Origin of the sequence: Rickettsia slovaca 13-B (genome assembly GCF_000237845.1) — a bacterium.
Classification (GTDB): domain Bacteria; phylum Pseudomonadota; class Alphaproteobacteria; order Rickettsiales; family Rickettsiaceae; genus Rickettsia; species Rickettsia rickettsii.
Genome location: NC_016639.1, coordinates 720,124 through 743,120 on the forward strand (window position 1 = coordinate 720,124; position 22,997 = coordinate 743,120).

The window sequence follows — 22,997 nt, forward strand, 5'->3', positions numbered from 1 at the left end:
TTTCATAATTGGATTTATTTTTCTAATCTGTATGGAATATAATACTTGGAATCAATCATATTTTAATTTAACAATAGAACCTTAGCCTATTTCTATGTGGAAACAAAGTTTAGTTTCTATATTGTGATATCAATATTATCTATATTAAACCCATATATAATGAGTATATTAAATATTGGTTTTTACAAATATCAAGGAAATGACATTGTTTATTTGTATATAGTTTTTATCATTGGCAATAATTGGTTATAATATTAGAAAATTAAATAAAAATGCTATAATATTAAAAATAATTAATAAAATGGGAGCAGTAACAATTTGGAGCATAGCTCTAGTATATAAAATGGCTATTTAAATGAATAATGATATATTAAGTGCTTTTTTACATGGCATCGTTTTAGCTCTCGGTTTAATAGTACCGCTCGGAGTACAGAATATTTTTATATTCAATCAAGGAGCAACACAGCCAAAGTTTAGCAAGGCTTTACCTAGCATAATTGCAGCCTCAATATGTGATACTATGCTTATATGTATGGCAGTTCTTGGGATATCTTTGTTAATTCTTGAAATTTCTTGGTTAAAATTATCTATATTTATTGTTGGATTTATTTTCTTAATTTATATGGGATATAATACTTGGAATCAGCCGCCTATTGATCTTACAATGAATTCCGGGGCTTTTTCAGCTCAAAAACAAATTTTATTTGCTATATCGGTGTCAATATTAAATCCGCATGCAATTATGGATACGATTATAGTAATAGGTATTAGTGCTTTAAAGTATAGCGGTATTGCAAAAATTATATTTACCTTAACTTGCATACTTATATCTTGGATATGGTTTTTTTCTTTAGCAGTTGCAGGTTATAATATTAGAAAGCTAAATAAAAGTAGTACGATTTTAACTATAATTAATAAAATAGCTGCTATTATTATTTGGGCAGTTGCTTTTTATATTGGAGTACAAATATTGTATGAAATCGGTTTTATTAACTAGACATATTGAAGAAAATAATGAAACTATAAAGGAAATAAGTAAATATAATTTAGATTTACGTGATATTCATTGTCCTTTAATTAAATATAAAACTCTAGATTTTAATATCGATATTTTAGATAATTACTCAAATATAATAATAACTAGTAAATATGCAGCAAGTATCTTAACCGGTCATAACTTAAAACAAGATATTTGGGTAGTAGGTAGTAAGTCAAAACGATTATTAGGCACGAAAGTAATGTATACTGCTAAAAATGTGGAAGATTTGATTAAGCATTTTCCTCCTGATTTATATGAGCAGACTATATATTTATCTTCAAATGAAATTACTAAAGATTTACCCAGCAAAATAGCTAGACATATCATTTATAATGTAGAATATTTGAATGAGCTGCCCGTATCTATTATAAAAGAATTTAAAAATAATATTGATTTTATATTACTTTATTCTCAAAATAGTGCTAGGACTTTAGTAAAATTATTACTGCAAAATAATTTACTAGAGTACTTACAAGATAGTTTAGTTGTAGCCATAAGTTTGAAAGTTGCAAATATAGTTAGACCTTTTATAAAAAATGTGGTTTATTGTGATGATCAAAACCTTAACGATATAATCAAGTTATTATCTGAAAATGCACAAATTCGATAGTTTATTTAAAAGCAAAAACATCTTTTTTATAGCAATAGTAATATTTGTCCTATCTTCTTTTACTCTTTATCATAATAGATCCGATATTTTAAAACTTTTTAAAAGTGAAAATAAGGATTTAAGCCAAATTCCTGATCAAGCAGTAGAAAATAAAGCAAATACTACCCTGGAAGAAAAGGAAGCAGCTCCTCTATTATCTACCAAGTCGCTTTTAAATTACGTAAGTTCTTTAAAGTTTCCTGAAGCACCGACTAATTTAGTAGAACCAAAATTAGAAACTGTAGTCAATTCAGCTTCATTCGGATACAAGGAACAAGGAGCGAAGAAGCCTATAACTAATAGGAGAGCGACGAGTGATGAGGTAGGCGTATGGGTATCACTTGACTATATTAATTACTTATTAAATGTAAATCTATTAGTATATAATTTCATGCAAGATAAGGATTATAGTAAAGAACTAAGAATAGTAAAATCCCGCCTGCTGCCTCAAGATATAAGGAATATTTTAAATAACTTAGAAGCATATAATAATTATCTTTTTTCTAAATCAAGTAGTACGGAAGTAATTTTTCCTACCAACCATAAGTGGCTGGAGAAGTTTATCAAAATTGAAAAAAAACCTTCTGCTATGATGATAAAAGAACAAGATAAACCTCTAATTTTAGAGAACTTAAACTATCTAATCGATTGTCTTTATTCAGAAAAATTTATGCAGGAGTTTGTAAATAAAGATGTTTAGGTTATTATTAATATGTGCTACTTTTTTACTGCTTTATTTCGGGTTTACTTTTATAGAGAGCTTTGATTCAAAAGTTTTTATTAGTTTATATGATTATAATATAGAGACTACCTTGTTCTTTAGTCTTATTTTAGGCCTTTTATTACTAATTTCTTGTTTTATTGTCATTAGATTTCTAATATTAATTATCGATTTACCATCTAAAATACATAATATTTTTAGTAAACGAAAAATTAATCATGATAGATATGCTTTAATTTTAGCTTTTGCCGAATATATTATGAATAATAAAGCTAAATCTGCTTCTATTGCTCGCAAAAATTTATCTTCTGAAGATCTAAAAGATTCACAAGAATTCCATAATTTAATCTTAGCCGTAACTGAAGAGGATGTAGATAGAAAAATTTCCTATTTTCAAAAACTTATTACATCTAAAGAATTTGTTTTTTACGGTAGCAAAAATCTAGCAAAACTTTATTATGATAAATCTTTTTATGAGAAAGCAGAAAATTACGCAACAAAGGCTTATAATTTCAATGAACTTGATATTGACAATTTAATTACTTTAATGCGTTGTTATGCTAGACTTTCTCTATGGACAAAATTTATTTTTATAACGAATAAGCTCGCAAAATTTCATAAACATGAGTCTATGCCGGAAATTGCTGAGTATTATTTATTAGCAGCGAAGCAAGAAGTAGAAAGTAATAATACGGCTAATGCTATAGATTATTTGGCAACGGCTGTAGATTTAAATTTTTATAACGACGAATTACTAGAATTTTACTTTAATTTAAATAATAAGCTTAATGTTAATAAAAAGATCAAAATATTAAAAGATGCTTTTCGTATTATCCCTTCTTTAAAATTAGTGCAGCTATTTAAAAAATTTACTTCTCTATCAGATAGGCAAATTTATGAAGAATTAACTCAAGAGTTAGATGCTAAAAAAGATGAAATATTAATTTTAGCAATAGAAGCTTATTTAGAATTGTAGACGTTGTGATATGGATTCTTTTATGTTATTCCCACGAGGTATTGTTGCGTGGATACCAAGTCGTCATTGCAAGCAGCCGTAGGCTGCGTGGTGATAAAAAAATTCTGTAAATCAGAATTTTTACTGGATTGCTTCGTCAATTGCTACGCAATTTCCTCGCCATGACGACTTGGGTACCTGCAACAACGCCTGCTCGCAATAACGGATAAGCCGAACCACACAACAAAAACTAATATAAAAATAATTTCTTTGGGTGCTTACTAATTTCTTCATTTACATTATTATTATGGTGATGATAATTAGATTGAATTGTTATTAAATAAGCATTTATTGCTTTAGAAAATTCTTCAGTTTTATAACGAAAGAAATGGTCAGCTCCATTGATAATTTTATAATCAACTTTAATATGGGATTGTTGCTTAGATAATCTATTTGCTAGGTCTTTTACATCATCTGCCGATACTATACTATCATTATCTCCCTGTAATATAAACCCTGGAATAGGACAAGGTGAGAGGAATGAGAAGTCATATTTATGAATTGTATTAACCGGCGGTGAAATAGCAATAAAATGATTTATTTCCGGACGTCGCATTACAAGTTGCATAGCTATCCATGCTCCGAAAGAAAATCCTAATATCAGATTAGACTGAGCATTTGGGTTATTCTGCTGTAACCAGTCGAGAGCTGCCCCCGCATCAACCACTTCACCGACTCCGTTATCAAATTTACCTTGTGATCCCCCTACTCCTCTAAAATTAATACGTAAGACGGTATAACCGTTATCTGCTAAAATCTTATAGGCATTATAAACTACTTTATTATTCATATTACCCTCATATAAAGGATGAGGATGAAGAACTAATGCAATAGGGGCGTTAGGCGCGGTAGCTTTTGCATATCTTCCTTCAATTCGTCCTTCCGGACCGTTAAAATAAATTTGTGGCATAATTATTCATAATATTTAATTTGTTCGATATGATATTTTACCACTTTTTCTTATTAGTGCAACTATTCTGAATTAAAATATGAGTGTATTGACGCATGCCGCCATATATACTAAAATGTAGTCAAATCAGTTGGATGTAATTACAAAGAGCGAGAAGCGCAGCCTATAGATAATCGGAGGGCGACGAGAGACGATGTAAGTGAATTCAAATCATTTGACTATAGCGGATAATAATAACTGAATGGAGCTATATTATGAATACAGTAGATATTAGATTACGCGTTTCAGCAGATATAAAACTTGAAGCAGCAGAAATATTTAAGCAAATGGGGATGACTATGTCAGAAGCCATGAGGATATTTTTCTAACTCAATGTATAAATAGCGGCGGTTTGCCTTTCAAACCACATATTAAGATTCCTAATGAAAAGACTATAAAAACTTTTGAGAATACAGATAAGCAAATTGGTTTAACTATCGCAAATAATACAAAAGAAATATTTAATAAGTTAGGCACCTAATTTGTATCATCATTACAAACGACTAAAAACCTTGTTGTACGACTTCTATGTCATTCCCGCGAAAGTGGGAGTCTAGAAAGGATCACCTTAATACTAGTATAAAAATTACAGATTATTGACAAAATAAACCTAAAAAAACAAGTTTTGTATAGGTTTTACTGGATTCCCGGTTTCGCGGGAATGACATATAAAGATTATCTAAGAAAATACTGCTCGCTCCACTGCATCTACGCTATGTTGCACTAAATCCTTAGCAATTTCTTTAGTAATCATCTTTTTTAGACCATTTTTAAGTTCTTGTCTAACACATCCAAGCATTTGCGGTTCTGCTACAATAATCAATTCCTTATATTTAGCTTGATCAGCAGTAGTTACTTTCTCTAAATGTTTAATAACGCTCCTTGCTGCTTCTTTATGTGCTATATCTTTTAGCGAAGTATGCGGCTCAAACAACGAAGCCGGTGTAGATTTATTTTGGTAAAGGCTTTGTCTTTTTTCTCTATGGTGGTGATGCTCCTCTAAATCCAAAGATAATTTTAAAGGTGTATTAGTAGTAATTTTAACTCCTTGAGCGTCGTAAAGCATCATTTGCTTACTATCGATAACCGCAATTAATTTTAACGCTGTTGTCCTTACCATAAATACCTCCATAAAAACTAAGTTGTAATTTTATGATAATACTAATTATTTTTAAAACCTAATATTAATTTAATAATTTTTGCTTTTCACTGTTAATAATTTGCTCAACCTTGTCATTAAGTATACGTACGTCTGTTTGCTCTATTTCTTCTTTTTCTATTACACCTATAATCTTTATCTTTATAGTTCCAGGTTGCTTAAACCAAAAACCTCTAGGCCAAAATAAACCGGCATTATGAGCTATCATCACAATTGGAACTTTAGTAATTGAAGCAAGCTTTACGGCACTTGGTTTAAATTTTACCGTTCTATCAGGCGGAACTTTAGTTGATTCCGGAAATATTATTAACCATAATCCTTCTTTTATTTTTTCCTGACCTTCTCTTAAAATCTGAGCAACCGAGCTATTAGTACCACGGTCAACCGCAATAGGTTTAACCATCCGAAGTCCCCAACCAAGCAGGGGTATATTAAATAATTCACGCTTTAATACCCAAGAATGTTTAGGAATAATCAGTTGCATAAACATTTGATCCCAAAAGGATTGGTGATTAGACACGACGATTGCAATAGTCTTCGGTAATTTCTCAAGCCCCTCTACTTCATATTTTAAACCGCAACAAATTTTTGCAAGCCACACAAAAGCATAAGAAAAGATAATGGCAATTCTATATCTTATGTGATAGTTGACATTGAAAAATGTTACTGGTATGTAACATATAAGAAAAAAAATAAATGTAAATAACGATAATAATCCGTAAAATGATAAAATTCTTAAACGCCACAGCATAATTATTAAGATAATTATATTAATTAAAATGGTATTTATAACATAATTTTACAATGAGTAAAATAAAAAGGTATTAAATGAAAAAAACTGTTCTTTCCGGTGTGCAAGCAACCGGTTCTTTACATCTCGGTAACTATCTTGGTGCAATTAAAAACTGGGTTAAAATGCAGGAAGAATATAATTGTTTTTTCTTCTTAGCAGATTTGCATGCTATCACGATTGATATTAAGCCATCAGAACTTAACAATTCAATTATGGAGGTGCTTGCTGTTTATTTAGCAGCAGGGCTTAACCCCGACAAAGTAACGATTTTTGCCCAAAGTATGGTGAAAGAGCATACTGAACTTGCTTGGCTACTAAATTGCGTTACACCGCTTGGATGGTTAAAGCGCATGACGCAATTTAAAGATAAAGCAGGTAGCGATCAAGAAAAGGCTTGTCTTGGGTTATTTTCCTATCCGGTACTTATGGCAGCGGATATCTTAATATATAAAGCCGATATAGTGCCTGTAGGTGAGGATCAGAAGCAGCATTTAGAGCTAACAAGAGATATTGCAGGGGTAATAAATAGAAAATTTAACAAAGAAATTCTAAAAGTTCCTGAGGTTTTAATTAGTGAAACAGGCACAAGAATCATGAGCTTACGGGATGGATTAAAGAAAATGAGTAAATCTGATATTTCGGATTTTTCCCGTATCAATTTAAAAGACGATAACGATCTTATTCATCAAAAAATAAAAAAAGCCAAAACCGATCATTTAAGTTTTGTTAGCTATGATCAAGAAACAAGACCGGAAATTAGTAATTTATTAGATATTTATAGCAGTTTATCCGAAGAAAGCTTGGAAAAAATAATCGGTAATTATCAAAACCAAGGTTTCGCAAAATTTAAAGAAGATTTGGCAGAAATTATTATTACAAATCTACAACCGATACGTGATAAATATTTAGAATTAATGAATGATAAAGAATATTTATTAAAAATACTGCACAAAGGAGCAGAAAAAGCAAGAATTAGAGCTTCTGAAACGGTTAATGAAGTGAAAGAACAATTCGGATTTGTAATTTAGATTCATATATTGCAAGATTTCCCTTGAAATATATAAGATTATTTGGTATGAATCTTCTTGGATAGGTGGCCGAGTGGTTTAAGGCACTAGTCTTGAAAACTGGCGTACGGGCAACCGTACCGTGGGTTCGAATCCCACCCTATCCGCCAGCTCAGTTTATAGTATTATACCCTTCTATTTGCTTTATAGTGCTTAGTATATTTATCTAGTAAAATCCTAATCATTTTTTGATAAGGCACATGTGCAGTTGCTGCTTCTGATTTAAAAAATTCTACGCTCTCTTTACTTAAAGAAATGGTTACTTTTACTGAATCATCTTTTAATAAAAGTTCTCTAGGATGTGGTAAGAAATCTTTTACTATTTTTATTTCCCCTATTTCCCCATCAGTGTATTTTATCTCTTGCTCATAAATTCTCTTGCCTTTACGCCAGTATCCTGCTCCAAAAATTCTTATATGATTACCTCGGAACATAAAACGGACTGTTAAATATTACCATCAACTTTACCTAAACAAAAATATCTTTTTTCTGTAACACTATGGTCTACATCTTGAAGGATTATCCTTTTGATATCTAGAAAAGCTTTTTGAGCTTCATAAAAGCTTACGTTATGCTACCAATATTAATTTTATTTAATAATACTTAGCTCTATACTAAATGTCCATATATGTAATTTAAAATCACTATCTTTACTAAATTCTAATAGACCTTCTAAATGATTTTTTTGTATAGAAGAAGCAATTTTAACTTCAAATGCATCATTATTTTGAAATATAAAATCAACCTCATATCCTTCTTTAGTACGCCAATAAAATAATTCATCTCTTTTGTTGTTTAAATATTTATAAGCTATTAATTCTAAGAATACATAATGCTCAAAAGATTTACCAGCATCAAACCCTGTTATTTCCTGATATTCATATTTCCTTAGGTAATTTGCTAAGTGCGGTATCGAAAAGGTAAAATTTAGGCATTTCCGTAATAATTTGCCTTTTGCTAAGTGATCTATACGGATAAAGATGATATCCTAAATACATATCTTCTAATATTTCAAGATATGTTCTAACGGTTTTTGCATCAACACCGCAATCTCTTGCTATATTACTATAATTTATCATCTCATCGTTTGAAATGCCTATAATCTCTAGAAACCTTGCAAGTGCTTCGCGTTTTCTTAAATTTGCTTCACAAACTGTACTTCAGGTAAAATATAGTCATATAAATAGGACGCAAGATATTTATGAATCTTTTTTGATGCAATATAATGATCAGGTATTAGTCCATGATTAAAAATTTTATGCCAATCAAGCTCTTTTATCTCAGAATAGCATAGAGCAGCAAAAACATATATCTCCAAGCTCTTCTGCCAAGTAAATTGCTACCTGTTGATTTTAAGCGCCTAGTACTGGAGCAGCAAAGGATAAATTGTAAAGATTTATTAGATTCTATTAAATAATGAACCTTATCTAACAGTAAGGGAATTTTTTGCACCTCATCAATAATAATAGTTGAGATGCCGTCTTTTGACTTCAACTCTTCTCTTAAACGTTCAGGATTTTGAAAGTAAACTTTATAGATATCAGCTTATAATAAATCTATATATATCCGGAAAACGTTGTTTCAGATATGTTGACTTACCAGTTTTACGTGCTCCCCACAAAAAACAGGACTGTCCTTTTGGTAATTCTAAGTCTAAAAATCTTTGTATTGTCATGATAATATCTTGCAAATTTAGATATTTTAGGAGTATATTCCCTAAATATCTATTTATCTAGTGGATTTAAGAGGTTATCTGTAAATAAATTGTAATTAGCAAGTAAAGAGCTTTTTTAGCAAAAATTGATAAGATTTTTGATAGGGTGTTTTATTCATATCTCAAAAAAATCTTATAATTTGCAGCAAAAAAGAATTAAATTATCGATTAAAATTTATTTACAGATAGCTTCCAACATCATTTTAGCGGCTTTTATGCCTGCTTCTGTTGAAGTTTTTATATTGGTAGTTTCGGTATGGAAAGTTATTTTACTGCCGTCAAGGTTACCGAGCATAAAATTGGTTTGTATATTAGACATCTTCCCAAACTCTACTTCTAGGGGTAATTTGTACGTCAATCCGGTACTCGCATCTGTGCGATTGCTTTTGTACGCTGCGGTGGCAAGTGCTTCTGTGTTTCCTTCAAATACCTCCCTATAAGCGAGTTTGGAAAGATGTCTAGGATTTGCATCTAGATATTGTGAATAAGCAGCAATCGGGGTGCGGCAATTAGCATCTAGATACTCTAAAAATGCTCTTTCGGGTTTTATGAGTTCAAAAGTGGGAAGATGATTAATTTGGTTGCATATCTCAAGCATAGCATTATCATCTTTTCTAATCTCAACTGCAATGACTCCCTGCCCTATACACGGTAACATCTGTGAATACTCTATCAAATGGCAATACTCCGGATTAAACACCTCTAACCTTTTAAGACCTGTATATGCTAAAATTGTTGCGTCAACTTCGCCGGTCATTAGCTTTTTTATTCTTGAATCAACATTCCCTCTAAAAACCGTTACCTTTAAATCCGGTCTTATTTTTTGGATAAATGCTTTTCTTCGTACTGCCGAGCTACCTATTACGGCATTTTGCGGCAGCTCTTCTATAGATTTATATTTTAGACAAACAAAAACATCTCTGGGGTCTTCACGCTCTAAAACAGCAGCTATTACTAGCGGTTCAGGTATTCTACCCGGTACATCTTTTAAAGAATGAACAGCTAAGTCAATTTTTTTATCAAGCAAGGCTTGCTCTATTTCCTTTAAAAATAAAGCTTTACCGCCTATATCGTATAATGGTTTATTTTGGATTAAATCCCCGCTAGTAATAATCGGCACTATTTCACAATTGATATCAGGAAAAAATTGTTTGATTTGCTGAATAACTAAATTAGTGTGTATTAAAGCAAGTGGACTTTTTCTTGTACCTATTCTGATAGAATTTGTCATTTGTTTTCTACTATTTCAAAAGGGCTAGTAAAACTTAAAACATTACTGTTTATAATTACTTCATGATTCATAATAACTGGATGATTTACTTCTCCATGCCCTATTCCTGCTGCTTTATAAGTTCCAATATTTTGAATATGATTTAAACAAAAACTTTTTATAGCTTGTTCTACAAACTCATCCCCTTTAGTAAAATCACCAAAGATTATTGCCTTTATGCATTCAAATATACCGGTATTTTTTAATTGAACTAGATTACGATGTACGGCATAGGCTTTTTCATTAACGTCTTCAAGCAATAGAATTTTATTGTCATCCCCGTGAAAACGGGGATCCAGTATTATTTTTTCTGGATTCCCGCTTCTGCGGGAATGACATAAAGAAGCATAGGAATGAGAATGAATTTGCAAACCAGTACTAATCAATTTAGTTAAAACCGTTAAATTCCCGCCTGTTATTGTACCTGTTATATTTTCCTCACTAATTTTCTTTATAGGTATAAGTTGTATTTCACTCTTTTCTCCTTTAAGAACATTTATTATAGGCATAATATCCTGATTAGTAGGCGGTAGTAACGAAGTTAACACTGAACCGTGAATAGTTGGGATATTATAATGGTTATTTAGTAATAAATGCAAAACGGTAATATCGCTATAGCCTATCAGGACTTTATCCCCTTTTTGTTCTATATTAAAACAATCTTCTACAAATTCACTGCATCCATATCCGCCACGAAAAGCCCAAATTATTTTAACCTGTTCATTTTCCATAGCTTCTTTAAACATTCTCAACCTTTCCTCTTTATAAGCAGCGAAAAAAGGCAATGCATCACCTGAAAAAATCTTATCATCTACTAAAGTTTTAAAACCATGCAACGCTAGTATTTTAATAGCTTCCTTTAATTTATCTTGTGCATCTAGACAGCTTGACGCCGGTGCTATAATTGATATAAAATCTCGTTGTTTATTAAAAATAATTTTTTTCATAATAATGTCATACCGTGGCCCTGCCACGGTATCCGGTAAAAATGTTAAAAAATGCGTGTTATAAGTTGTTTTTTGGATACCGTGGCGGGGCACGGTATGACAACAAACAGTACTGTATTCCTGTGATCAACGGAATGACATTTTCAATTACAAAGGCATCGTAAAAATAAAAGTAGTCTTTCCCTGTTTATCGTTTTCTGCCCAAATTTTTCCGGCGTGCAGTTCTATTACTTTCTTACATAATGCAAGTCCTACTCCTCTACCTCCTACCGTACGTGTTTTAGAGCTTACGACAAATACACCGAATATACTCTGCAATTCCTCTTTCAGTACTCCTATTCCATCGTCTTTTATACTATAAAACAAGATATTATTTTCTTGCATGTGTAGATCAATTTTTATTATTCCCTCACTACAATAGCTGATAGCATTTATTATTAGATTATCGAATGTGTGTTTAATACAATGAGGATCACAGTTAAAATTGAAAAGAATATAATTATTATATTCTTTTCAATATCAGATACAAAATTTAAGATTTTGCCGTTTAGATATAATTTCTTACATATTTTAATCCTTTCATGTAGCAATTCGCTTAAGTTTATATCTTTTTTATTGAGTGCATCATTAAGACTGGATAATTTTGAAAAATCTAGAATATTATTTATCAAGCTATTTAATTTAATAGAGCTTTTAGCTATAATCTCTACTGCATTGCGACGCTGATCTTCATTAAATTTATCATAATTAGCCCATAAGGTTTCACCAAGGCTAATAATACCGGTTAGCGGCGTATTGATTTCATGGTTTATATTACGTAAGAACTCATGTTTCAAATCAAGTAACTTCTCTAATTCCTGCTCTCTATAATTAACTCTATTACCTAAAGGAGTATTTTTTAGGTTAACTAATTTTTCTTGCTCCTGCCTTGGTTTTAAGCATACTATTAAAAGGCTACTAAATAAGGTTAGGAATATACTACTTTGAATTGAAAACTATCTATGCTAATTAATAACTTCTCATCCATAAAATATTTATAAAGCTCTATACTAGCAAACGTAACGGTCATAAGTAGTAAAGTAGCTTGCCACCTGAATATCGTTGCAATTATAAGTAAGTTAATTATCAAACACATTAATTGCAGTTGATCAAAACTACTTGATATATAACAAGTAAACTACCGAAAAATATTAATATAACGAAAGTAGCCACAAACCAAGATAAAGATATAATATAATTATTTTGAAACTTTAAAGACCATAAAGGATAAGTAATTAATATTGCAGCAGTTATAAGTGTGGTATGGTAAATAATATTATATATCTCCAAATGGTTCATTATTCTGCTACCTGATGTGATATATAAAGATGAGAACATCGATATTAAAATAAATATACCGACATAACTATAAGTAATTTCTTGATTTGGTAGGGTACTTTCCCAATATTTAAAGATGTTAAAATTCTTAAGATCACGAAATAAAGTCAAACCTTTTCTTTCTCTCTCTTGCCTGATTATTTTAACGGTTAGCGGCTCTTTTAAAGAACTAAACCCTCCGGGTTGCTTTAAAATATAATGGCTTCCAAGGAAAAAGAGTAAATTTACAATAGTTGCGGGTAGTATCGGATAAATACCTAGAACTGCTCTTAAAGAAAATATTTGCCACAATATAATAGTTAATATTGCAGTAATCATACCGATAAAAAAACTTTTGGCACTTGATTTAAAACCGTATATTAACAAAATTAACGGCAAAGTGATTAGCGGTAAATAGATGCTAGTCAATAATAAAAATAGATTTATTAAATCTTTAGTGTAGAGCGATATAATAAAACCTATTAATCCTATAGTAATTGCATTTAATGAAGCTTTTTTAATGATGTCATTAGTAAAAGTTACCACTGCAACGTTAATATAAGAGTGTGTACTTGCGATTATCATTGCCATAATAACGCCGACTATTAACCCCTTAAATCCTATATAACTTTTAATGATCCGTAAAAACAATTCATTGGTGTTAACTACCGGATCTTGAGACAATAATAATATTGCAATCCAAATGAATAAAACGGATAAAAAAAGACAAATAACTGCCGAAATAAAAAATATTCGTGATATTTGCCTTGTGTCTTCTGCCATCAATATTCTTTGAAAAATTGAAGGACCAAGTGACGGAATCACAAAATATATAAAAATATTTAAAGAAATCCAAAATTTAGGACTAGTATAGTGAAACAATCCTTGTAAATCAGTAAGACGAGTTTGTACATTTGAGTCTATAACTATATGCGGATCGCTAAAAACATTCCATACGACAATTCCTATTACTGGAATAATTGCACTATAAGTAAAAAACTGTACGGCTTCGGTAAAAGTAACCGATTTTACACCGCCAAAAGCAGAATAGCTTATTATTACAGTGGCAATACATAAATCTATGTAAAAATTTGAAATGTTAAAGAATAGCTGTAATATTAAACTTGCTACGTGGAATTGCATGGCAATCCTACCTATAGACATTAATATACTAACTATCGACGTAAGAATACGAACTTTGTTACCATACGCCTCCCCTATTATTTCTGCTGCCGATAAGCTACCCAAAAAATTCTCAAAGCGAGGAGCTATAAAGTCACTAATTAATAACCAACTAACAACGCTACCGAATATACTAGGTAATAAGTACAATAATCCGTCCGTATATATTCTTGAATTATCGATTAAAAAAGTACTAGTACCGATCCAAGTAGCAATAAGAGTTGCGACTATTGTACCTGTAGAAAAATTCCTTGTTCCTATCGCATATTCGCAAATATTTTTTATATTTGTGATATTTAGAAGTCCAACTAGCAAATTAATCGCTAAAAAGCTAGTAAAAATAAGGAGATCTATATTTGGCATAGAGTTAAGTTATAGGGATTTTCTATGCAAATAATAATAAAGATAAAAAAAGAAACAAACAATATTTTTGTGGAGTTAAAAAAGTATGTCATTCCTACGAATACACATGGGTGTCATAAGACTCGATGTCATTCCCGCGTAGGCGGGAATCCAGTACTTCAAAACTTTTTAAAAGATTTTTTTAAAGCTCGCTTTATGCTGAAATTCCTGCTTCTGCGGGCATGACATAAACGAGCCATGCAATAAGGCCGCTTTTAGCTAGGAATGACATACAAGACTCATTTTTATTCATAAAGATTAAACTTCTACTGCCCTGACCTAATGATGCTACAGTATAATCGTTATTATACCAAGTTGTGTACTCATCAAGTGCATTATGACAATCATTGTCATCAACTATAGCTGTTTTTTTCTCTTCTCATACATCTGCTGCAGTTTTTATTACCTACCATCTTGATACTTGGATCAAACGGTGGCTTGTTTTCTTTATTTAATAATGCTTTTAGAGTTGGCAGTTTTGGGTTGCTAGCATTATACTTTGTAATAAGCTGATATTTATTGTAGAATATAAAGCAATATGATTATCTTGACCAAGATCATTAATATCTAAACCTAATTGTGTAAATTTTTCAATTTGTGTCTTACGGAAATCATCAGAAATATGCGACTCCATAGCAACACGGAAAAAATTATGAATTTGTGCTTTCTCAGTTGAAACAAATTTTGCCATAAGTGCAGGGTTATGATGAAATACATCAATAACATTGGAGCTATTACTCCAAATACCCCATTCAAGTATAGTATTACCGTTTGTATCTTTCTTATCCCAATTAGTGTCAGGGATGAGGATCATTTTGTTTAATATCTGTACAGCAATATTTTCTAAAACATTTTTAACATTCTGATCTTATTGTTGAGGTATTAAACTACAAAGAGCTTCAAAAATATTAAGTTTGTTGTTAACATTAGTTCTGTTTAATATAGCCGGTATTAATTGTATGTTTCCTGAAGTTAATAATTGAAAAGGTGTATACATAAAAGTCTCCAATTTATATTAATTTTTTATAAAAAATACCATGAAATATGGTTTGTGTCTTTTGTGTCTATTTATAATTATAATAATACATGAAAACTTGATCAATGTCAAGTAATTATTAAAAAATTAACTATTATTTAATACCAAGGTGCGAGAGATAAGTTGATTTTAATCCCTTTAACGGTAACATCAGCTTCTTTATCGGCAAGATATTTTTCTTCTCTGATTAAGGCAATTGCTTTATTGTGATAACTTGAGCATATTACGCCGATTTTATTGTTATCTGCGAGTATTTCTTCATCTTTAACTAATGAAGATAAATCTTCATCTGCTGTAATTTTATATATCTTTCTTCTTATAACTCCTTGATATTTAGCCCTTGAAATCACTTCCTGCCCGACATAACAACCTTTATCAAAACTAATTGCATTTAACTCCTCAGCACCATACATATTTGGAATAGATTTATCTGTGATTAAATCTTCCACACCATCTATTATTGCAAAATTATATTTATCTTCTAGGTATATTGGATTCCCGTTTTCGCAGGGAGATGTTGTTGAGGGGGGCGGTTCCCCCTCTGTCACCCTGTGGCTTGACCACGGGGTCCAGTCTTTTTTAATTATTGTCTGGATACCGCACAGCGGTATGACATCGAGCTTATTTATTGAGCGGAAACCAAGCTTAGCATAACGAGGATCACGAACCGTAATTAGCGAATCTATATCTAATTTTTGAAGTGAGTAGATAACTTTATATTCGTTACTACAATCTATTACTTGTATTTTTGAGCGAAATTTATAGAAGTTTAAATACTCTATCAAAGCAGCTTTATTACTTTTATCAATATCAAGGTAAATTTCCTCAGGGTTATGAACATACACGAAAAAATCAAATAAATATCTTCCTTGATTATTAAGCAAATAAGTATAGCAATAATTATAGTCAATTGATTTGGACTCGCCTACTGCGTTACTCGTCGTCTCGCCTATTATTATAGGCTTCGCTCCTCGCTCCTTGTATCCGAATTCAACTGAATTGACTATACTCTTACAAATATCGTTAGTAATGAGATTTTGTAGGAACTTTACGGAATCGAAACCTATTATTTTGATAACGTCTCTATTACTTAATATTTCATACATAATTATAATATTATTGACTTTATAGGTTCCTAACTACTATACTCTAAATTTATATAAATTAAACGTAATAATCATGAGATGTTCATCTTACTGTACTTCTTCCGAATATAAGATGAGTGATCTAGTTACTAATTTAAAAAAGATTGGTCTTGAACCTCAACATTTTGATGATGTTTTATATATTCGGAAAGAGATAAATAAAGATTCTGATTTTATAGAGATATTTTTCTTTCCGTTTGGTTGTGTAACTATTTGGGGCGGCGATGAAATTCAAGAAAAAATAGTTTTAAGCGATACTGATTTAGTACCAGTAAATAAGCTTAAAGAGCCGGTATCCGATTATATTTATTTTGAATATAATACGAAAGTCAAGAAAACATTTATTGATGAAGAAAAAAATAAAATAATCTTAGCAGATAAATCAGTTTTTGTTAAACTTTCTATTTCCCATGCTCTTGCACAATCGGTTAAACTTAGCGTTCTTGAGCAATCTGTTAGTAACTTGATTGTTCAGACAACCCCTATACAACAGGAACTAGCTAGAACCGGTAGCGTATCGCTTTCTAAAAAGGAGATATTACAGCAAATAGGTATATTATTTAACGAGCGTTATTCAATCAGTTTGCATAGCGATATATTCGATACTCCAGAATTTTTTTGGCGTCGTCCGAGTTATGAGCCTCTATATCTCATGACAGCAGAGTTTCAAGACATAGAAATACGGCAAAATATAATGAATCATCGTCTTAATATGATTCACGAGCTTTTAAACATTCTTTCAAACGATCTTAATTATAAACATTCCACCAAACTTGAGTGGATTATTATTATTTTAATCGGTCTTGAAGTGGTTCTGTCGTTATCTCATACTAATCTTTTCTTAAAAATTATCGGAGCTTTATAAATAGCTTCTATGCAAATTATCGATAATCAAAAAACATTAGAAGAATTTTGTAACCGGTTAGCAAATAAGGCATGCTTAAGCATAGATACGGAATTTGAGCGTCGCTATACTTATTATGCTCAGCTTAGTATAATTCAAGTTAAAGCAGAAGAATATTGCGGAATAATTGATGCATTAAGCAATTTAGATCTGAATATTTTTAATAAGCTGCTTGCAGATAATAATATTACTAAAATATTTCATGCTCCTCGTGAAGATTTAGAGATTTTCTATAATTTATTTAAAACACTACCTGCTAATGTTTTTGATATACAAATTGCAGCAAATATTTGCGGATTCGGTAAACAGCTAAGCTATGATGACCTTTGCTATAAGCTAATCGGTATTACTATCGATAAAACCCACCAAAAATCTAACTGGCTAAAACGCCCTATTACTAGTGATATGTTAAATTATGCAATGTTAGACGTGGAGTATTTGTATAAGATATATAAAGAGGTAAATAATATAATTGTTAGAAATAATTTAACTAATAAATATCAAACTACTCTTAGTGCTTTATTAGATGTTAGAAATTATAAGGTTGAGCCGAAAGATGCTTGGAAAAAAATAAAATATGGAAGTGATGATAAGAGTTTTAATCACAAAATTCAAATGCTTGCAGCTTATCGTGAAGAGAATGCACAAACTATAAATATTCCTCGTAAGCATTTTATTTTAGATGAAGATTTAATAAAGCTTAGTAAATACCCGCCATTGAATCACAAGGATTTTAAAAATCTAAATTTAAAAAGCAAATATTTACACAAACAAAAATATAAAGATGAAATAATAAGTTTGTGTAATAACTTATAAGAAAAAAACTATAAATCGAATAACTTGTAGCCTATTATGAATAGAAAAAAATTAGCCAACTAATGTAACTTGTATCTCACTATCTTGTACTACTTTGACATATTCGTTGTATACATAATCAGGCAAGTTACTAAATGCCTGGGCTATGATAAGTGTCCCTACTAATGCTAATTGAAAGCAAATATCTCCAGTCTGAGTATCGCCGGATATTTGTCCTGTTTCTAGCCAATCTCCAACTGCTTGTGCAAAAAAAGCAAAAGGTACACCGATCAATACGACAATTTTTTTATTATATCAACCATTTTACCCTAAGTTGATTTTTATAAAAAAATATAAATTAATATTTTATACAATAAAAAGTTAAGGTTATTATACCGAAATCATAAATTTAAGCTTACGATCATGAGATTCAATCAGAAAATTATCTATTAATTGTTCTTTTAAACAAACTCCGGCGGTTAATATATTTCGGTTATTATTAAGATATCGGTCAAAATGTCCTTGGCCGTATCCAAGTCTATAACCCTCCTTACTAAACGCAAGTCCTGGGATAATAACTAACTCAGGAATAAAAAAATCATTATTTATAGGTTCATAGGTTTTAAAAGCCCCTAAAGCCAATTGATCGTTATAATGATAAGAACAATATTTTATCTCATTTTTTATGATTTTCGGTAGGAAGAATCTTATTTCAGGATGTAAGTTTGTTATTTCAAGTAAGTTAATTTCGTATTTTAGAGGAAAGTAAAGTCCTACTGTCTTTACTTTTAACTCCTGTAATAACCGGCTAATTTTATTGATTAGAGAGTTTTTGACTAAATCGGAATTAATCTTATCTTGGTTTTTTATTAAAAATTCTTTGAAATAAAGACGCAGCTCTTGTTTGGTCATAAATATCCTTAAATATTGCGAGCGACTGAAGGCCTTGTGGTATGGCTCGCTTCATCTCTGTCATCCCACGACTTGTTCGTGGGATCTAGTTAAAAATACTAATAATATTAGTATTTTGAGTGGTTTTACTGGATACCGTGGTCAAGCCACGGTATGACACCGAACTGGTTTTTCAAGCCATGCAACAACGCCGCGACTGCAAGGAGCGTGGTAATCTCATAAAGCAGGACGCTTGAGATTGCTTCGTCAAAACTTACAGTTTTTCCTTGCAATGACGTAGAAATATATCACATATTAATAGTCCTCTTATCTACACTAAGTGCTGCCTCTTTTATAGCCTCGCTTAAAGTTGGGTGAGCGTGGCAGGTTCTTGCTATATCTTCTGAAGCTGCTCCGAATTCCATATAAGCCGTAAGCGCGGCAATTAATGTACCTGCATCAGCTCCTATAATATGAGCTCCTAAAACCCTATCGGTTTTACTATCGGCAAGGATCTTAACCATACCTTCCGTACTACCGATTGCTCTTGCTCTACTATTTGCTAAAAACGGAAACTTACCGACTTTATAATTAATGCCTTTTTCTTTTAGCTGTTCTTCCGTTTCACCGACGCTTGCTACTTCAGGATAAGTATATATTACGCTTGGAATTAAGTTATAGTTAACATGTCCTGCCTGCCCTGCCATAATTTCTACGGCAGCTACAGCCTCTTCCTCGGCTTTATGAGCAAGCATAGCTCCTTTTACCACATCACCGACTGCATAAATATTTGAAATTGCTGTTTGGAACCGGTCATTAATCTCAATGCTACCTTGCTTATCCGTAATAATACCGACAGACTCAAGCCCTAGATTTTGCGTATAGGCTTTTCTGCCTACCGCCATCAACACAACATCGCTTGTTACTACTAAACTCTTACCGTCCTCCTCTATTGTCAGATTTACTTTTCCTGACTTTACTTCAGCAGATAGCACTTTAGTATTCAGTTTAAACTCTATACCTTGTTTTTGCTGTAGTTTCATAAATTGTGTAGCAATTTCTTTATCAAGCATAGGTACAATGCTCGGTGCATACTCAATAACCGTTACTTTAGCTCCCAAACGACGCCAAACTGAACCAAGTTCTAAGCCTATATACCCTCCGCCGACTACTATTAAGTTCTCAGGTACTTTAGAAAGTTTCAAAGCACCGGTAGATGAAACAATAAATTCTTCGTCTATTTTGATATTCGGTATTTCTATGACGCTGGAACCTGTAGTAATTAGGATATTTTTGGCTTTAATTTGCTCTTTATTTACTTCAACGATATTACTAGAGCTAATTTTAGCTTCACCTTTTATCCTAGTAACTTTGTTTTTGGCAAAGAGACTTTCTATACCTTTTGTGAGATCAAGAACTACTTTATCTTTATTAGCTAGCATTTTTTGTAAGTCTAGTTTTACATCCGCAGTAATACCTATATTCTCAAAATGTTTTAGAGCTGCTTCATATTTTTCGGAAGAATTCAGTAAAACTTTCGATGGTATGCATCCTATATTTAAACAAGTGCCGCCAAGAGTATCGCTTTTCTCAATACACGCTACTTTCATACCAAGTTGAGCAGCCCTAATACTGCCTGTATAACCGGCTGGACCGCTACCTATTACCACTAAATCAAATTCTTGCATATTTGTTTGACCTTAATAAATTGTTGGATCGTCATTGCAAGCAGCCATAGGCTGCGTGGCAATCTTGTCAAATATCCTGAGATTGCTTTGTCAATTACTTACATAATTTCCTCGCAATGATGTAATACTGCTAAAATACACCACTATAACCTTTATAACAACTTTAATCTTATACTATTCTTATTTGGTGAAGCAATAAAACTAATTAAATTAATATTATCTTCAAAGCCGTTTGTATAATTTTGTAGTAAAGAAAACATCTTTTTAGAAATAGCATAATTATGACTAGCATTTAGTGAATTTGCCTCACCTATATTTTTTATTTCTCTCATTAAAGCTAAAGGATTATCAAATTTTAGCTCTATATTTTCATAGTCAACAATTACTTCGGCAAATCTTGCTTGCGAAAATAAAATCGGAACATGATCAAAATGAATAAAAGGAGCAATATGAGGAGAGTGTTTAAAATCACTTGCTATTTCGGCATCTATTAAGGATTTACGTAAATTCTTTAAGCTATTTCCTCCGACAAAATTACCGATAAAAATACCGTCAGACTTTAAAAATATTCTTATATTAGATAAAAAGCGTTGTACATCATTTATCCAGTGTAACCCTAATGAATAAATAATTAAATCAAAAGAGTCTTTTGGCAATGCTAAATCTTCATCATCGATTAATAATTTATGATTATGCTCAAAAGAATCAAGCAATAAAGGCGACATATCTGTTACGGTAATATCGGCACTTCGATAAGCATTTTTTAGTAAGCTCGTAAGATAACCGCATTTAGCCGATATTTCTAGAATATCCGAAAAATCCTTATCAATCATCCCTAATCGACTTATTATATCATTAGCTGCATGCTTGATAAATAAGCTGTTACTTATCGCCTCTACTGCATTATTTCGGTGATTTTTTAGCTTTAGTCTGTTGAATATATAATCCTCTCCTATCTTGAATTTTCTCTCCTAAAATTGTTGGTGGCGGTCGAGAAATAAAACCCCCTAAAAAATCTCCTAGCAAACTATTTTGAACAAGTTCTCTCTGTCTTGCAGTGCGAATATCATCCCCTTTAACTCTATCTAGCCCTTCAAAATTCTCCTGAATATCCACAATTATAGGTTTCGTATTGTTATTATTAGGTGATAAAGGTTCTAAACTCAACAGGCTTTTTTCTGTAGGATTTAAATCCGCAGTTAGATCAAAATGCTCTAAGTAGACAGGTTTTAGTTGTTTATCATTACTAGAAACTTTTTTTCTTTCTATCGCTGAAACATTGTTCTCGGTCTTATTAGATTCTCCTAGAGATTTATAACTACTTATACACAACAATACTAATATAAATTTCTTTAACATAAATAACCCTGTATATTAACAGTTAATATAAATTAAATAATATATGCATCAAGTACTGAAATAAATTAAGGGAATTATATACTTGTATAACCTATATTTTCTTTTTATTTACCCAAGATGTAAATTCAGACATACTAAACACTTCTATTAAATTACTGCCAACTTGATCCTTGAAACATTTCAAGGCTTCTTTTTTATATCCATCACCATCAATTATTATTATAGTATCATAAATTCCTTGTTTTTTTATGTTTAGCACAAGATAAGTATATTTTTCATCAACCGATCCTCCTGATTGTTGCCACTTAGATTCTATAACTAGGCAATTAGGGTGACGTTCTGGATGATATAATATAAAATCGCTATCTGAATTTGAAATAAAATATACACCTTTCTTATTTAATGCTCTGCATTTTTCATAAAGCTTAACCTGATCTGCCTCTGTAAAGCCAAGCTTTGTATATTTTGTAAATGAAGTATTATTAATAGGTTGATATGGCGGGTCTATATAAACGAAATCTTTAGGCTTAGGCGAAATATTGCTGAAATCCTGATATATTATTTCAGCATTTTGTAAAGCTTTACTACACGCAAGTATGTTATCCTTATCAAGAATATTAGGATTCATATAAGCTCCCATCGGGACGTTGCACTCTCCTTTGCTATTTACTCTATAAAGACCATTATAACAAGTCTTGTTAAGGTATATGAAACGTGTTGCTATCTCAATAGGGTTATCGCTATTTGCGTTCTTTCTAACAGCATAGTAATAATCTTGAGAGTGATTAGCTTTATGCTTAGCTAACAGCTCAATTAATGCTCGAGCTTCATCCTTAACTGCCTTGTATGAAATCTAAGTTTATATCTGATATAATAGCTTTGTCTGGAACGAGTGCAAAAAAAAGTGCTCCTCCTA

At 31.4% G+C, this 22,997-nt stretch carries 31 protein-coding genes and 1 tRNA gene; 11 read left to right on the forward strand and 21 right to left on the reverse strand.

Translation table 11 applies throughout. The features are described from left to right. Positions 1–232: 232 nt before the first annotated feature. Genes RSL_RS03830 through RSL_RS03850 form a run of 5 tightly spaced genes read left to right on the forward strand, consistent with a single transcriptional unit; the run spans position 233 to position 3,385 of the window. Complete coding sequence (locus RSL_RS03830) at positions 233–355, forward strand: hypothetical protein (RefSeq protein ID WP_012150903.1); 123 nt, start codon at positions 233–235, stop codon at positions 353–355. Continuing rightward, on the forward strand, positions 356–997 hold the full coding sequence (locus RSL_RS03835) for a LysE/ArgO family amino acid transporter (protein WP_010977336.1): 642 nt from the start codon (positions 356–358) through the stop codon (positions 995–997). It begins immediately after the preceding gene. Then, on the forward strand, positions 975–1,649 hold the full coding sequence (locus RSL_RS03840) for a uroporphyrinogen-III synthase (protein ID WP_014273546.1): 675 nt from the start codon (positions 975–977) through the stop codon (positions 1,647–1,649). Before RSL_RS03835 ends, RSL_RS03840 begins: the two co-directional genes overlap by 23 nt. After that, positions 1,633–2,388, forward strand: a complete 756-nt coding sequence (locus RSL_RS03845; protein WP_014273547.1) for a palindromic element RPE2 domain-containing protein — start codon at positions 1,633–1,635, stop codon at positions 2,386–2,388. Before RSL_RS03840 ends, RSL_RS03845 begins: the two co-directional genes overlap by 17 nt. Next, a complete protein-coding gene (locus tag RSL_RS03850; RefSeq protein ID WP_014273548.1) occupies positions 2,381–3,385 on the forward strand; it encodes a tetratricopeptide repeat protein in 1,005 nt (334 codons plus the stop codon). Before RSL_RS03845 ends, RSL_RS03850 begins: the two co-directional genes overlap by 8 nt. 229 nt (positions 3,386–3,614) lie before the next feature. On the opposite strand, the gene RSL_RS03855 is transcribed toward RSL_RS03850, so the two are convergent. After that, on the reverse strand, positions 3,615–4,334 hold the full coding sequence (locus RSL_RS03855) for an alpha/beta hydrolase (protein ID WP_012736801.1): 720 nt from the start codon (positions 4,332–4,334) through the stop codon (positions 3,615–3,617). 254 nt (positions 4,335–4,588) lie between these two features. Here RSL_RS03855 and RSL_RS10485 point away from each other — a divergent pair, with 254 nt between their 5' ends. Together RSL_RS10485 and RSL_RS09560 are read left to right on the forward strand one after the other, a co-directional pair. Beyond that, on the forward strand, positions 4,589–4,702 hold the full coding sequence (locus RSL_RS10485) for a type II toxin-antitoxin system RelB/DinJ family antitoxin (protein WP_014273549.1): 114 nt from the start codon (positions 4,589–4,591) through the stop codon (positions 4,700–4,702). Positions 4,703–4,725: 23 nt separating this feature from the next. Beyond that, positions 4,726–4,854, forward strand: a complete 129-nt coding sequence (locus RSL_RS09560) for a hypothetical protein (RefSeq protein ID WP_012262417.1) — start codon at positions 4,726–4,728, stop codon at positions 4,852–4,854. A 198-nt stretch (positions 4,855–5,052) separates the two neighbouring features. Here the strand turns inward: RSL_RS09560 and RSL_RS03870 are convergent, their stop codons facing one another. Together RSL_RS03870 and RSL_RS03875 are read right to left on the reverse strand one after the other, a co-directional pair. After that, on the reverse strand, positions 5,053–5,493 hold the full coding sequence (locus RSL_RS03870; RefSeq protein ID WP_004998294.1) for a host attachment protein: 441 nt from the start codon (positions 5,491–5,493) through the stop codon (positions 5,053–5,055). A 64-nt stretch (positions 5,494–5,557) separates the two neighbouring features. Further along, positions 5,558–6,283: a lysophospholipid acyltransferase family protein gene (locus RSL_RS03875; RefSeq protein ID WP_010977331.1), complete on the reverse strand. Its 726-nt coding sequence runs from the start codon at positions 6,281–6,283 to the stop codon at positions 5,558–5,560. 77 nt (positions 6,284–6,360) lie between these two features. Here RSL_RS03875 and trpS point away from each other — a divergent pair, with 77 nt between their 5' ends. Beyond that, a complete protein-coding gene (trpS, locus tag RSL_RS03880) occupies positions 6,361–7,353 on the forward strand; it encodes a tryptophan--tRNA ligase (protein WP_014273550.1) in 993 nt (330 codons plus the stop codon). Positions 7,354–7,412: 59 nt separating this feature from the next. Next, positions 7,413–7,502 (forward strand) — tRNA-Ser (locus tag RSL_RS03885). Between the two features lie 15 nt (positions 7,503–7,517). Here RSL_RS03885 and RSL_RS03890 read toward each other — a convergent pair. From RSL_RS03890 to ygfZ, 12 genes are all read right to left on the reverse strand, one after another. Next, positions 7,518–7,826: a hypothetical protein gene (locus RSL_RS03890; protein ID WP_014273551.1), complete on the reverse strand. Its 309-nt coding sequence runs from the start codon at positions 7,824–7,826 to the stop codon at positions 7,518–7,520. 155 nt (positions 7,827–7,981) lie between these two features. Then, positions 7,982–8,374 (reverse strand): DUF4143 domain-containing protein, encoded by a 393-nt coding sequence (locus RSL_RS07865; RefSeq protein WP_407635700.1) that lies wholly within the window; start codon positions 8,372–8,374, stop codon positions 7,982–7,984. Continuing rightward, positions 8,271–8,486 carry a DUF4143 domain-containing protein gene (locus RSL_RS03895; protein WP_377184049.1) on the reverse strand — a complete coding sequence of 72 codons (216 nt, stop codon included), beginning with the start codon at positions 8,484–8,486 and terminating at the stop codon, positions 8,271–8,273. The genes RSL_RS07865 and RSL_RS03895 overlap by 104 nt, the downstream gene beginning before the upstream one ends. A gap of 181 nt (positions 8,487–8,667) precedes the next feature. Further along, entirely contained in the window at positions 8,668–8,886 is a 219-nt protein-coding gene (locus RSL_RS07870) for an AAA family ATPase (protein WP_231287652.1), read from the reverse strand. A 395-nt stretch (positions 8,887–9,281) separates the two neighbouring features. Then, positions 9,282–10,337 carry a hydroxymethylbilane synthase gene (hemC, locus tag RSL_RS03905; RefSeq protein ID WP_012150935.1) on the reverse strand — a complete coding sequence of 352 codons (1,056 nt, stop codon included), beginning with the start codon at positions 10,335–10,337 and terminating at the stop codon, positions 9,282–9,284. After that, positions 10,334–11,323: an LD-carboxypeptidase gene (locus RSL_RS03910; RefSeq protein WP_014273552.1), complete on the reverse strand. Its 990-nt coding sequence runs from the start codon at positions 11,321–11,323 to the stop codon at positions 10,334–10,336. The genes hemC and RSL_RS03910 overlap by 4 nt, the downstream gene beginning before the upstream one ends. A gap of 147 nt (positions 11,324–11,470) precedes the next feature. Beyond that, positions 11,471–11,818, reverse strand: coding sequence for a sensor histidine kinase (locus RSL_RS09990; protein WP_324602883.1), 348 nt, complete (start codon positions 11,816–11,818; stop codon positions 11,471–11,473). Further along, on the reverse strand, positions 11,761–12,159 hold the full coding sequence (locus RSL_RS09995) for a sensor histidine kinase (protein WP_014419838.1): 399 nt from the start codon (positions 12,157–12,159) through the stop codon (positions 11,761–11,763). Before RSL_RS09995 ends, RSL_RS09990 begins: the two co-directional genes overlap by 58 nt. A gap of 298 nt (positions 12,160–12,457) precedes the next feature. Next, positions 12,458–14,224: a sodium:solute symporter family protein gene (locus RSL_RS10000; protein ID WP_233417483.1), complete on the reverse strand. Its 1,767-nt coding sequence runs from the start codon at positions 14,222–14,224 to the stop codon at positions 12,458–12,460. A gap of 502 nt (positions 14,225–14,726) precedes the next feature. After that, positions 14,727–15,077: a hypothetical protein gene (locus RSL_RS03935; RefSeq protein ID WP_014273553.1), complete on the reverse strand. Its 351-nt coding sequence runs from the start codon at positions 15,075–15,077 to the stop codon at positions 14,727–14,729. 54 nt (positions 15,078–15,131) lie between these two features. Next, positions 15,132–15,260 (reverse strand): hypothetical protein, encoded by a 129-nt coding sequence (locus RSL_RS10490; protein WP_014273554.1) that lies wholly within the window; start codon positions 15,258–15,260, stop codon positions 15,132–15,134. Positions 15,261–15,397: 137 nt separating this feature from the next. After that, positions 15,398–16,405 carry a CAF17-like 4Fe-4S cluster assembly/insertion protein YgfZ gene (gene ygfZ, locus RSL_RS03940; RefSeq protein ID WP_014273555.1) on the reverse strand — a complete coding sequence of 336 codons (1,008 nt, stop codon included), beginning with the start codon at positions 16,403–16,405 and terminating at the stop codon, positions 15,398–15,400. 112 nt (positions 16,406–16,517) lie between these two features. Between ygfZ and RSL_RS03945 the strand changes: the two genes are divergently transcribed. Beyond that, a complete protein-coding gene (locus tag RSL_RS03945; RefSeq protein WP_014273556.1) occupies positions 16,518–17,309 on the forward strand; it encodes an RMD1 family protein in 792 nt (263 codons plus the stop codon). A gap of 9 nt (positions 17,310–17,318) precedes the next feature. Next, positions 17,319–18,164 (forward strand): ribonuclease D, encoded by an 846-nt coding sequence (locus tag RSL_RS03950; RefSeq protein WP_014273557.1) that lies wholly within the window; start codon positions 17,319–17,321, stop codon positions 18,162–18,164. Between the two features lie 51 nt (positions 18,165–18,215). Here the strand turns inward: RSL_RS03950 and RSL_RS03955 are convergent, their stop codons facing one another. The 6 genes from RSL_RS03955 to RSL_RS03980 form a co-directional block, all read right to left on the reverse strand. Next, entirely contained in the window at positions 18,216–18,437 is a 222-nt protein-coding gene (locus RSL_RS03955; protein ID WP_014273558.1) for a hypothetical protein, read from the reverse strand. Between the two features lie 96 nt (positions 18,438–18,533). Then, the gene (locus RSL_RS03960) at positions 18,534–19,055 is read right to left on the reverse strand and encodes a 5-formyltetrahydrofolate cyclo-ligase (protein ID WP_012150945.1); all 522 of its coding nucleotides are present in this window, start codon (positions 19,053–19,055) and stop codon (positions 18,534–18,536) included. Positions 19,056–19,342: 287 nt separating this feature from the next. Further along, positions 19,343–20,722, reverse strand: a complete 1,380-nt coding sequence (gene lpdA / locus RSL_RS03965) for a dihydrolipoyl dehydrogenase (protein ID WP_014273560.1) — start codon at positions 20,720–20,722, stop codon at positions 19,343–19,345. A 152-nt stretch (positions 20,723–20,874) separates the two neighbouring features. Further along, complete coding sequence (locus tag RSL_RS03970) at positions 20,875–21,594, reverse strand: methyltransferase domain-containing protein (RefSeq protein ID WP_228368922.1); 720 nt, start codon at positions 21,592–21,594, stop codon at positions 20,875–20,877. Between the two features lie 31 nt (positions 21,595–21,625). Next, positions 21,626–22,081 (reverse strand): hypothetical protein, encoded by a 456-nt coding sequence (locus RSL_RS03975; protein WP_014273561.1) that lies wholly within the window; start codon positions 22,079–22,081, stop codon positions 21,626–21,628. Positions 22,082–22,172: 91 nt separating this feature from the next. Beyond that, positions 22,173–22,934 carry a Dam family site-specific DNA-(adenine-N6)-methyltransferase gene (locus RSL_RS03980; protein WP_081463615.1) on the reverse strand — a complete coding sequence of 254 codons (762 nt, stop codon included), beginning with the start codon at positions 22,932–22,934 and terminating at the stop codon, positions 22,173–22,175. Positions 22,935–22,997: the final 63 nt, after the last annotated feature.